We start from the raw sequence: 11,469 nt of genomic DNA on the forward strand, positions 1-11,469 counted from the left end.
TCATTAGATTGGCGTATTCTCATAGACAGAACTAACCTTTTGCAGCGATAGTTAAGCTAACACGATGTTCACCTAAACGTTGATGTTCTACACCTAAGTTGACCTGTAAAGAATCAAGCAAACCTTTAATGTCACCAGTTTTAAACACGCCAGCCACTTTTAAAGAGGCAAGTTCTGGATCATTTAATTCAAAACGTGTGGCGGTATAACGACTCACCTCTTGCAGAGCTTCGTCTAAAGACTCTCCATTAAAAATCAGCATTTCTTGTTGCCATGCCAAATCACGTTGTACGTCATCAACAGATAACTGTTTAATTGGCTCTGTTTTACTATGTTTTATCAGTGCTTTCTCACCAGATACAACAACATTAGCGCGAAGCGCTTTTATATCTTCACTGTTATCTGAGGCGTCTTTTAAACGATTAAAGTCACTAGCATCAACCTGCGTACCCGGATCAGCAATCATCACCTTGCCCTCGGTCACCACTAGCTCTAGGTCTGAAGCGGTATTTCGCTGAACATTGAACACCGTACCAAGTGCAGTAAATGATTTATCACCAGCAATAACCGTAAACGGACGGCTCGGATCTTTGGCAACATTAAAGCGCCCTTCACCGCGGCTCAAAATTAATTGACGACGATCGCCTGAGTAGGCAACTTCAAGTTTAGTATTGGTATTGAGCTGCACAATAGTGCTGTCTGGTAAGACAAATTCAGCTTGCTCACCCACTTTAGTGCGGTAAATTTTGGTAAATTTGGCGTAGTCATTTTCTTCACTTTGCCAATAGCTTGAATAGATAAGCATGATACAACCAAGCAACATCACCACTAAAAAGCTGGCGGCGGTTGCCATACCAAATACAGCAGGTTGTTTTTGCGGTGCTTTATAAGGAAACAAACTACTTAACTCATTAAGCACACTCATTTCATCCCACAAGGTCGCAAGTTCAAACAGTGCCTCTTGATGAGCTGTACTTTGATGAGCCCAGATATGTAATTGACTTACTTCATCTTTAGATAAGCCACGATCAATTGCACTGATCCAATGACTCGCCTGCTCTTGAATCATGTCTTTTGATGAAAATGGATGAACATTACTCATTTGTTCACCTCTTTTGCAGTGAACTCTGTGGTAGGGGTAAATGCCTGAGGTTGTACATCATGTGATTTCATTGCTCGGTGAACATGTAATAAGCCTTTGGCTATATGTTTTTCAACAGTACTCTCGCTGAGATCCATTTTAGCTGCAATTTCCTTTTGGCTTAAGCCATAGACTTTTTTTAAGATAAAACATTTTTTAACCTGAGGGCTTAATTCGTTAGTCACCCGGCAAAAAAACAAAAAGCGCTCTTTAGAAGTCACTTCATCTTCAAGTGCCATTGAACGCATGTGATGCTCAACCTGCTGTTGTTCATCTAACGATTCTTTGTATTTATTGTCCCATTTAGCAATATGATTTAGCGCCAAATGCTTAGCGGTTTTCAGCATGTAACTGTGAGTATATTCGATATTTTGCTTAAGATCAGCTTCATAACTTTTTATAAACGTTTCTTGTACAATATCTTCTACATCATCAGGGCTGACGATACGTGATACAAAGCGCCTAAGCTTGCTCGATATCTCAGTAAAAGCGGTGATAACCCCAGTTTGTTCTGTCATCCTTAACTCACCTTTATTATATTTTTATTGCTTTAGGGTACGAGATTTCAGTTTAATTACAAGCCATTTGTTAAGTTTTTGTACCTTAAGTAAACAAAGATTTCATAAACTCATAAAAAACCTCTGTTTTACGCGTCACTAGGCTGTTTTGTGGTTTTAAAAACCACACTGGCGCATCAGCATCAACTAGGCTATTAGGGAGTATTTCGATTAACCGTCCTTCGGCTAAATCGTCTTTAATTGCAATATAAGATTTAATCGCTATGCCATGGCCTGCAATCGCAGCCTGTGTCATGTTATCTGAATTAGATACAGTAAAACGCGTTCTCGCATTATAATTAATGACTTGTCCGCCTTCGCTAAATTTAAGCTGTCGCTGCCATGGCAAACACACCCAGTAATGGTCTTTAAGATCCGAGACCGATTTTGGTTGCCCATATTTTTCAATATAGCTCGGTGCTGCGCACAAAATACGAGAGTTACTAACCAGCTTACGAGAAAGCAGGTTTGAATCTGCTAACTGACCAACTCGAATAGCCACATCTTGGGCATCATCCACAATATTCACGAATTGATCTGTGATCATAAAATCGAGCTTTAAGTCGGGATATTGCTGTTCAAAGTGGCCAAGCTCAGGCATCACAAATTTTGAGAAGACCCAAGGCGGCATAGTAACTCTTAAAAGCCCTGTCACTGCTGAGCCCCGTGCGCCAATTTGATGCTCTGCATCATACAAGGCCTCTAAAATGGCACCAGCACGTTGATAAAACAGCTCTCCTGCCGGCGATAAGCGTATTCGCCGACTATCACGAAACAACAATACAGTACTTAATGCTTTTTCTAACTTACTTAAGCGATGACTTACCGTAGCTGGTGAGAGGCCCTGAGCTTTAGCAGCGGCAACTACACCTTGGTTTTCAACTATGGCAATAAAGGTTTCTAAATCACATAAACTGTACATGGCTTTCATTCAATATTTTCGAATTTAGGTTTCAGTTTTGTATTGTATATATAAATATTTAAAACTCTATACTTGCTACTAATTGTAAAAAATGATTGGAGAATGTATGTCTTTAAAAACCCAAATCGACGCCTTTGAAGTGCAAAAGAAAGCCAATGTCCCAGCTGATATCTTAAATTTGATGGATGTAACGACTGAAAAACTAATTGCTGAACAATTAAGTGAACATGCTTTAAAAGTCGGTGATAAGTTTCCAGCATTTGAATTACCCGACAGCAAGGGCAAACAAATCAGCTCGACTGAACTGCTAACTAAAGGCCCGCTTGTGCTGAGTTTTTACCGTGGTGGCTGGTGCCCATATTGTAATTTAGAGCTACGTGCACTTAACAATATGCAACAAGCATTTGCTGATCAAAATGCACAGTTAGTTGCTGTTTCGCCTCAGTTACCTGATGAATCACTATCTACCCAACAGCAAAACGAGCTAGCTTATATGGTGCTTTCTGATGTGTCTAACTCATTGGCTAAAAAGTGTGGTTTGGTATTCACTTTGGATGAACGCTTGATCCCTGTTTACGATCAACTTGGTTTAGATATTCCAAAAGTCAATGGTGACGAAAGCTACGAATTACCATTACCAGCAACCTACGTTATTGATAGCCAAGGGGTAATTCAATTTGCATTTGCCCATGAAGATTACACTCTAAGAGCAGAGCCTTTAGATGTACTTAACGCAGTTAAGGCACTAAATCATGTTTAAAAAAGTATTTTTTAGTCTAGTTTTATTGGTAACCCTAACTTACTCGGGAGGCACAATGGCAGAGTCTCAACACCAAGCAAAACCAAAAGTAATTGTGTTTGATGTCAACGAAACCTTGCTTGATCTTGAACAAATGCAAACCTCAGTCGCTGAAGCGCTTGATGGTAATACCCAGCTATTACCGCTTTGGTTTTCGACAATGCTTCACCACTCTTTAGTAAGTACGGTATCGAATGATTATCATGACTTTGGTGAAATTGGCGTTGCAGCACTGATGATGGTGGCAAGTAATAATCAAATTTCGTTAACCAACGAGCAAGCTAAACAAGCGATTGTGCCACCGCTTTTATCTTTACCTGCGCATAGCGATGTTAAACCAGCTTTAGCGAAATTAAAGCAAAACTACAAACTGGTCAGCTTTACAAATTCGTCAAATAACGGTGTAAAAGCACAGTTCCAACATGCTGGTTTAACAGATTACTTTACTCACCGTTACAGTGTTGAAGATATTAAAGTGTATAAACCCGATCTGCGCGCTTACAAGTGGTTGCTTGAACAATTAAATGTAGCGCCTCACGAAGCTTTAATGGTTGCTGCTCACGGCTGGGATGTAGCAGGCGCTAAAGAAGCGGGTATGCAAACAGCGTTTATCGCAAGGCCCGGTAAAGCGCTTTACCCACTGGCAAAGCAACCAGATTACATTGTTAAAAACCTTGAAGAGTTAGCCTCTTTACTAACGAAAAAGTAAAAAACGATTTAAACCCTTAAATTAACGCAAAGCGAAAATGCTTTGCGTTTTTTTGTGCCTAATAAAAAAGTAAACTACAGGGTGTACCTTTCTCTTTTTTGGGTATAAACTAAACGCTAATTGAAAATGCATAGTGACGTCTTTCATCCTGATAGACTACTTTTTATGTATACCTACTTAACAATTGGACTGTGGAGTAAACATGCGTCTGCCTTTCGCACCTGCCAAATTATCATTATCTGCGTTGTTATTAGTTTCTACTCCTTTGCTACTGCAAGGTTGTTCTGAAGCGCCACAGCAACAACAGGGTCAAATGCACCCCGCTGCTGTCGCGACTATGACAATGGAAACTCACGATGCCCCTTTTACGATTGAGCTGCCAGCGACGCTGTCTGGTTCAAAAGAAGTTGAAGTTCGAGCCCGTGTCACCGGTATTCTTGAATCACGCAACTTTGAAGAAGGTCAGCGTGTAGAGCAAGGCCAATCACTGTTTACAATTGACCTTGAACCTTATCAACTTGCGGTTGACCGAGCGCAAGCTGCACTTGATGGTGCAAAAGCAGCGCTTGTTCAAGCTGATCGTGACGTTAAACGACTAGCTAAACTACGAGCCGAAAAGTCCGTTTCACAACGTGATTACGATAACGCAAGCTCAGCTAATGATATAGCTAAAACTGATTTAGCCGCTGCAAAAGTTGCCTTAAAAGAAGCGCAGCTTAATCTTGAATATGCGCAAGTGAAAGCCCCTGTCGCAGGTGTAATGGGACGTGAGTTTGTTTCTGAAGGAACCTATGTTTCTGGTCCAGATTTATTACTGACTCAAATGACTCAGTTTGACCCTATTCGTATTCGTTTTGGCTTATCTGAGCGTGAACAACTGCAAATGCGTCAAGATGTTAAAAATGGCTCACTGACGTTACCTGAGCAAGGCCATTGGAAAACACAAATTAAACTTCAAGACGGCTCGTTATACGGACAAACCGGTGAAGTTAACTTCTCAGATGTGCGTATTAATCCAAACACAGGTACCAGTGAGTTTCAGGCAATTATTCCTAACCCTGATTTTCAACTTCGCCCGGGCCAATTCGTGCGCGTTGAGTTAAGTGGTGCAGTACGCAAAAACGCTTTCATCGTACCGCAACGTGCAGTACTTGATAACGGCACCGGTAAGTTTGTTTATGTAGTAAGTAAAAACGAGCAAGGTATGGATGTCGCTTTACCTGCCCCTGTTACTGTAGGTGAATGGATCAAAAAACCAGAAAACGAGCAATACCAAAATTTTTGGTTAATTCGCAGTGGGTTAAAAGAAGGCGACCAAGTTATTGTTGATGGCATGGCACGTATTTTCTTCCCGGGTATGCCAGTCAATGTTGGCCAACCTGCCGCTAACCCTAGCCACGCAGAATAAGCACAGGGAGTCTTATGTTTTCTCGTTACTTTATAGACAGACCCATTTTTGCGTTTGTTATCTCTATTGTTATTGTGCTTGCGGGCCTTGCTGCGATGCGCAGTTTACCTGTGGCGCAATATCCTGAAATAGCACCACCGGTTGTACAAGTAACCGCAGCCTACCCCGGTGCATCTGCCGATGTGCTTGAGCAAACGGTAGCGACACCGATTGAAAATGCCATTACCGGTGTTGAAGGCATGATGTATATGTCATCAACGTCAACCAGTGCAGGTTCAACCACCATCGAAGTTACTTTTGAAATTGGTACTGATGTTGACCAAGCAGCCGTTAACGTAAACAACCGTGTTAAGCAGGTTGAAGCGCGTTTACCTGAAGAAACACGCCGCCAAGGTGTGGTGGTTCAAAAAGGTTCTTCTAGCTTTTTACAAGTTCATGCCTTCTACTCACCAGATGGAACACGTTCAAGTTTATGGACATCAAACTATGTCACTATGAACGTGCTAGACCGTGTTAAACGTATTCCTGGTACCACCAGTGTACAAATTTTTGGTGCCAAAGATTACGCAATGCGTATTTGGCTGCGCCCTGATGTAATGAGCCAGTTAGGTGTCACTGTTGAAGAAATTGCAGGGGCAATCCGTGTTCAAAACTCGCAATACGCGGCAGGTAAAATTGGTGCTACACCGACTACGCAATCTCCACAAGAGCTGGTTTACAGTGTAACTGCACAAGGGCGTTTGTCTGAGCCTGAGCAGTTTGAAAATATCATTATTCGTTCAAACACTGACGGCAGTAGCTTACGCTTAAAAGACGTTGCCCGCGTTGAACTTGGCTCAAAAGATTATAACTTCAAAGGAACAATTAACGGTAAAGAAGCTGTACTGTTGGGTATCTTCTTGCAACCGGGTGCTAACGCTCTTGATGTAGCTGAAGAAGTAAACAGTGTTATTGAAGAAATGAAAAGCCAGTTCCCGACCGGACTTGCACATTTAACTTCTTACGACACAACCCGCTTTGTTGAAGTATCAATCCGTGAAGTTGTAAAAACACTGCTTGAAGCCATGGTATTAGTATTCTTAGTGGTGTACTTATTCTTACAAAACTGGCGCGCCACGCTTATTCCAACTCTTGCAGTGCCAGTATCACTACTGGGCACATTTGCCGGCATGTATATGCTGGGTTACTCAATTAACTCACTCACCTTATTCGGTATGGTGCTGTCGATTGGTATTGTTGTTGATGATGCCATCGTGGTGCTTGAAAACGTTGAGCGTATCATGCACGAAGAAGGGCTAGGTGCCAGAGACGCCGCCGTTAAAGCGATGGGCGAAGTAAGTGGCCCTGTAGTAGCCATTGTTTTAGTACTTTGCTCAGTGTTTGTGCCAATTGCGTTTTTAGGTGGCTTAACCGGTGAGTTATTCCGCCAGTTCGCTATTACTATTTCGATTGCTGTAAGTTTATCGGGTGTGGTTGCTTTAACGATGACGCCAGCGCTTTGTGTACTTATTTTAAAACAAGAACACAAACAAACTGCCCGCTTCTTCTTATGGTTTAACGACATGTTTACCAAGATCACAGGCCGTTATGTCGGTGCTGTTGGCTTTATGGTGCGCCGTGGTCTGTTAGGGCTGATCTTAATGACAGGTATGATTGTCGCAACGATTGGCCTTTGGCAAAACACCCCAGGTTCGCTTGTGCCAGATGAAGACCAAGGTTATTACATCTCTGCAATCTTCTTACCTGACGGTTCATCACTTGAACGCACAGAGCAAGTCACGCAGCAAGTTGTTGAGGCCGTGCAATCAAACCCAGCGAACGAAAACGTGGTGGCGTTTACCGGTTTTGACTTTATTGGAGGTGGTTACAAAAACAGCGCTGCAACCTTATTCGTGACTCAAAAGCATTGGGATGAGCGTGAAGTTGATACCAAGGCGCTGGTGCAAGAGCTATTCATGAAAACAGCAGGTATTAAAGAGGCGCTCGTTCTTGCCTTTAACCCTCCGGCTATTTTTGGTTTAGGTAACACAGGTGGCTTTGAGTTTTATATTCAAAACAAAGGTGATAGCGACCCAGATAAACTTCAACATGCAATGCAGTTGATGACAGCTGAAGCACAAAAGAGCCCTATTATCAGTGGCCTGCAAACACTTTGGCGCCCTGACGCACCACAGCTACGTGTTGATGTTGACCGTGAACAAGCGCGTGCCATGGGTGTAGAAATTGATGATGCGTTCACTGCTCTTGCAGGTAACTTAGGGACTTATTACGTTAACGACTTCAATAAATTTGGTCGCGCATGGCAAGTACTAATGTCTGCAGACGCTGAATTTAGAATGAAGCCTGACGACATTGGTCGTATCTATGTTAAAAACAACCAAGGTACTATGGTGCCGCTTTCAGCCTTTACCACTATCGAGTATAGCCGTGGCCCTGAAAACCTAAATCGCTATAACAACTTACCTGCTGTTAAACTGATGGGTAATGCAGCGCCGGGTTACAGCTCAGGTCAAGCTATTGCTGAAGTTGAACGTATTGCACAAGCAGTATTACCACCTAATATGACCTACGAGTGGACAGGCTCTGCATTCCAAGAGAAACGCAGTTCAGGCACCACTGGGATTGCCTTAGGCCTTGCTGTGATCATGGTATTTTTGATTCTAGCAGCGCTATATGAGCGTTGGTCGTTACCACTGTCTGTGATGCTTGCCCTGCCATTTGGTACCTTTGGTGCGCTTATAGCGGTTTGGGTTGTGGGCATGACAAACGATGTGTACTTCCAAATTGGTCTGGTAACACTTCTTGGTCTTGCTAGTAAAAACGCGATTCTTATTGTTGAATACGCCTTGATGAAACATCAACAAGGCTGGAGCGCAAGTACGGCTGCGCTTGAGGCTGCGCGTTTACGTTTTAGACCAATCATTATGACTTCGCTTGCTTTCATTTTGGGCGTTGTGCCTTTAGTACTAAGCTCTGGCGCAGGTGCAGGTGCCCGTCACAGTGTTGGTACCGGTGTAATGGGCGGTATGATGGCAGCGACATTCCTTGCAGTATTCTTTGTGCCGCTGTTCTTTTATTGGTTAACGGCACGTAAGTTAACTGAAAAACGTTCAAGACAAGAGCTTGCTGATGAGATAGCAGCACATCATCAACAAGAACATGTTAAAACCCAAGAGGGTAACCTGTAAAAAATGAAGGGCAAACAATGAGTTTGCCCTTTGTTTTGATTATTTGATTACTAGCAATTTACTGCTTCGAACGCTAGTATTAAGGAAAGATGTGTGGAGTACAGCATGAATAATCAAAAATTAGCCGAATTTGAACAGTATTTTCAAATCAACGAGAGCAACCGTGTCAATTTGTATGCGGTTGAACCAAGTGCTGTACCAAAAACCAATGCTGAACTTGAAGCAGATATCCCTGCCCTATTTAAACTTGCCAACGAAGTAAACGAACTTGAGCAAACAAGCTTACGACCACTTCGTAATCTAGGTGATGTTGCACAAGAACTGGCGGCCTTTTTACAGGCGCAATCTCGTAAAATTGATTTAATCATGAGTCACATCTTAGCCTCAGAGCAGCCTGACGATAACGCAAACTATTGCGATAGTTATGGCGGTGGCGGTGTAAAACTTACCTCCGCTGATGTGTATGAATTAGGGCAAACATTTCGCACTAAGTTATTCTTACAACACGAAGCATCAGCTATTTATTGCTATACCGAATTAGTGGCCATTGAAAAATGCGATGATGATAAATACCAATACACATTATTGTTTACTGCCATTCGCGATGCTGACCAAGATTTAGTCGTAAGAGCAGCCCTGCACGCACAAACACGCCAACTAAAAAAACGTCAGCAAGAAAACAATCAGCAAGACAAATAAAAATCACGCTGGATCGCGCACAAAAAGCTGACATCTATGGCTAAAATGCTAAACTAGCCCCACCTTAGTTTGTTTAATACCTTCATGAAATTTAGACTTTTACCTGAATGGGCTGAGCAAGATGCTGTTATGCTTACTTGGCCTCATCAAGACACAGATTGGGCAGCAAATTTAACCGCTGTTGAGCCTGTGTATGTAGCACTTTGCCAAGCAATAAGCCAACAACAAGATGTTGTGATTGTAGCTCATGATAATGCTCTCAAAGCACATATTGCAGCTTTACTTGCAAATGCAGAGGTTGATGCTAAACGCATTCACTTTGTGGTGACACCCTGTAACGATACCTGGGCACGTGACCATGGCCCATTGACCTGTGCGAATATTGATGACGCAACAGAATTGAAAGTAATGGATTTTATTTTTAATGGGTGGGGCAATAAGTTTGCAAGTGATCTTGATAATCAAATTAATCAAGTACTTGTAAAGCAAGTCGCTAATTCTAAAAATGGTTATCAGCAAAGTAAACTGGTTCTTGAAGGCGGTGGCGTCGAGATCAATGAACGCGGCGTGTTACTCACAACTAGCGAGTGCTTATTAAACCCAAATCGTAATCCTGAACTCACAAAAGCAGATATAGAACAAACGCTGGTTGAGCAACTAGGCGCTACGTCGTTTCTTTGGGTTGATCACGGTTACCTTGCGGGTGATGATACCGACAGCCATATTGATACGCTGGTACGTTTTGCTCCAAACAACACCCTTGTTTATGTTAAGTGCGACGATAAAAATGATGAGCACTTTGCAGCCCTTGATGCAATGGAAAAGCAACTGCAATCATTTAAAACAGCAGAGGGTGAAAACTACACGCTGATTGCCTTACCTTGGCCAAAAGCAGTGTTCGATGAAGATGGTGACAGATTACCTGCCACATACGCTAATTATTTAATTATCAATAAAACCGTTTTAGTACCAATTTATGGTGATGAAAACGATCAACTGGCGCTTGGTCAGGTTGCCAAAGCATACCCAGATCACACTGTAGTGGGTATTAATTGTGTGCCAATTATTCACCAATTTGGCAGCTTACACTGTATTACAATGCAATTACCGCGCGGCTTTTTAGCAGGAACAAACAATGACTAAACCAACGCATTTAAAGGTTGCTCTTGTTCAGCAATCAAACACCGATAATGCTCAAGACAATATGGCAAAATCAATTGCTGGTATTCGTGATGCAGCAAGCCAAGGCGCTAAGCTTATTGTTCTTCAAGAGCTACACCGTAGCTTGTATTTTTGCCAAACCGAAGATGTAGACGTTTTTGATTTAGCAGAAACAATCCCGGGCCCAAGCACAGACACCTTAGGTGCACTTGCCAAAGAACTTAATGTGGTGATCGTGTCATCATTATTCGAAAAGCGCGCTACAGGACTTTATCACAATACTGCTGTGGTACTTGAAACTGACGGCAGCATTGCCGGTAAATACCGTAAAATGCATATTCCTGATGACCCAGGCTTTTACGAGAAGTTTTATTTTACACCGGGTGATTTAGGTTTTGAGCCTATTCAAACCTCTGTCGGTAAACTTGGTGTACTAGTGTGTTGGGATCAATGGTTCCCAGAAGCTGCACGCTTAATGGCAATGGCCGGTGCTGAAATTTTAATTTACCCAACAGCCATTGGTTGGGACCCGCGTGATGAAAAAGACGAGCAAACACGTCAAAAAGACGCTTGGGTTATTTCCCAACGTGCTCATGCAGTTGCCAATGGCGTGCCGGTGATCAGCTGTAACCGTGTTGGCCACGAAAGTGATCCAAGCGGTCAAAGTGAAGGTATTCAGTTCTGGGGTAACTCGTTTATCGCGGGCCCTCAAGGTGAAATCTTAGCCGAAGCGAACAACAGCGATGAGCAATTATTAGTTGTTGAATTAGACCAAGCACGTAGTGAAAACATACGTCGAATTTGGCCTTACCTTCGTGATCGTCGTATCGATCACTATCAGGACTTAACCAAGATTTATCGAGACTAAGCAGTAAAAACAGTTTA

At 42.5% G+C, this 11,469-nt stretch carries 10 protein-coding genes; 7 read left to right on the forward strand and 3 right to left on the reverse strand.

Going from position 1 to position 11,469, the window contains the following annotated elements:
* Nucleotides 1–31: 31 nt before the first annotated feature.
* The 3 genes from NO991_RS07005 to NO991_RS07015 form a co-directional block, all read right to left on the reverse strand.
* The gene (locus NO991_RS07005; protein ID WP_138600046.1) at nt 32–1,102 is read right to left on the reverse strand and encodes a FecR family protein; all 1,071 of its coding nucleotides are present in this window, start codon (nt 1,100–1,102) and stop codon (nt 32–34) included.
* On the reverse strand, nt 1,099–1,659 hold the full coding sequence (locus tag NO991_RS07010; RefSeq protein ID WP_138600045.1) for an RNA polymerase sigma factor: 561 nt from the start codon (nt 1,657–1,659) through the stop codon (nt 1,099–1,101). Before NO991_RS07010 ends, NO991_RS07005 begins: the two co-directional genes overlap by 4 nt.
* 85 nt (nt 1,660–1,744) lie before the next feature.
* A complete protein-coding gene (locus NO991_RS07015; protein ID WP_371351854.1) occupies nt 1,745–2,620 on the reverse strand; it encodes a LysR family transcriptional regulator in 876 nt (291 codons plus the stop codon).
* Between the two features lie 106 nt (nt 2,621–2,726).
* Here NO991_RS07015 and NO991_RS07020 point away from each other — a divergent pair, with 106 nt between their 5' ends.
* The 7 genes from NO991_RS07020 (at nt 2,727) to NO991_RS07050 (ending at nt 11,452) form a co-directional block, all read left to right on the forward strand.
* A complete protein-coding gene (locus NO991_RS07020; protein WP_235376554.1) occupies nt 2,727–3,380 on the forward strand; it encodes a peroxiredoxin-like family protein in 654 nt (217 codons plus the stop codon).
* 55 nt (nt 3,381–3,435) lie between these two features.
* Entirely contained in the window at nt 3,436–4,128 is a 693-nt protein-coding gene (locus NO991_RS07025) for a haloacid dehalogenase type II (RefSeq protein WP_371351855.1), read from the forward strand.
* 202 nt (nt 4,129–4,330) lie between these two features.
* On the forward strand, nt 4,331–5,536 hold the full coding sequence (locus NO991_RS07030) for an efflux RND transporter periplasmic adaptor subunit (protein ID WP_371351856.1): 1,206 nt from the start codon (nt 4,331–4,333) through the stop codon (nt 5,534–5,536).
* A 14-nt stretch (nt 5,537–5,550) separates the two neighbouring features.
* Nucleotides 5,551–8,724, forward strand: a complete 3,174-nt coding sequence (locus NO991_RS07035; RefSeq protein ID WP_371351857.1) for an efflux RND transporter permease subunit — start codon at nt 5,551–5,553, stop codon at nt 8,722–8,724.
* Nucleotides 8,725–8,829: 105 nt separating this feature from the next.
* Nucleotides 8,830–9,423: a PilZ domain-containing protein gene (locus tag NO991_RS07040; RefSeq protein ID WP_054553092.1), complete on the forward strand. Its 594-nt coding sequence runs from the start codon at nt 8,830–8,832 to the stop codon at nt 9,421–9,423.
* 84 nt (nt 9,424–9,507) lie between these two features.
* Nucleotides 9,508–10,566 carry an agmatine/peptidylarginine deiminase gene (locus NO991_RS07045; RefSeq protein WP_371351858.1) on the forward strand — a complete coding sequence of 353 codons (1,059 nt, stop codon included), beginning with the start codon at nt 9,508–9,510 and terminating at the stop codon, nt 10,564–10,566.
* Complete coding sequence (locus tag NO991_RS07050; protein WP_054553061.1) at nt 10,559–11,452, forward strand: carbon-nitrogen hydrolase; 894 nt, start codon at nt 10,559–10,561, stop codon at nt 11,450–11,452. The genes NO991_RS07045 and NO991_RS07050 overlap by 8 nt, the downstream gene beginning before the upstream one ends.
* The last annotated feature ends 17 nt before the right edge of the window (nt 11,453–11,469 follow it).

Origin of the sequence: Pseudoalteromonas sp. DY56-GL22 (genome assembly GCF_041414715.1) — a bacterium.
Taxonomy (GTDB): Bacteria; Pseudomonadota; Gammaproteobacteria; order Enterobacterales; family Alteromonadaceae; genus Pseudoalteromonas; species Pseudoalteromonas simplex.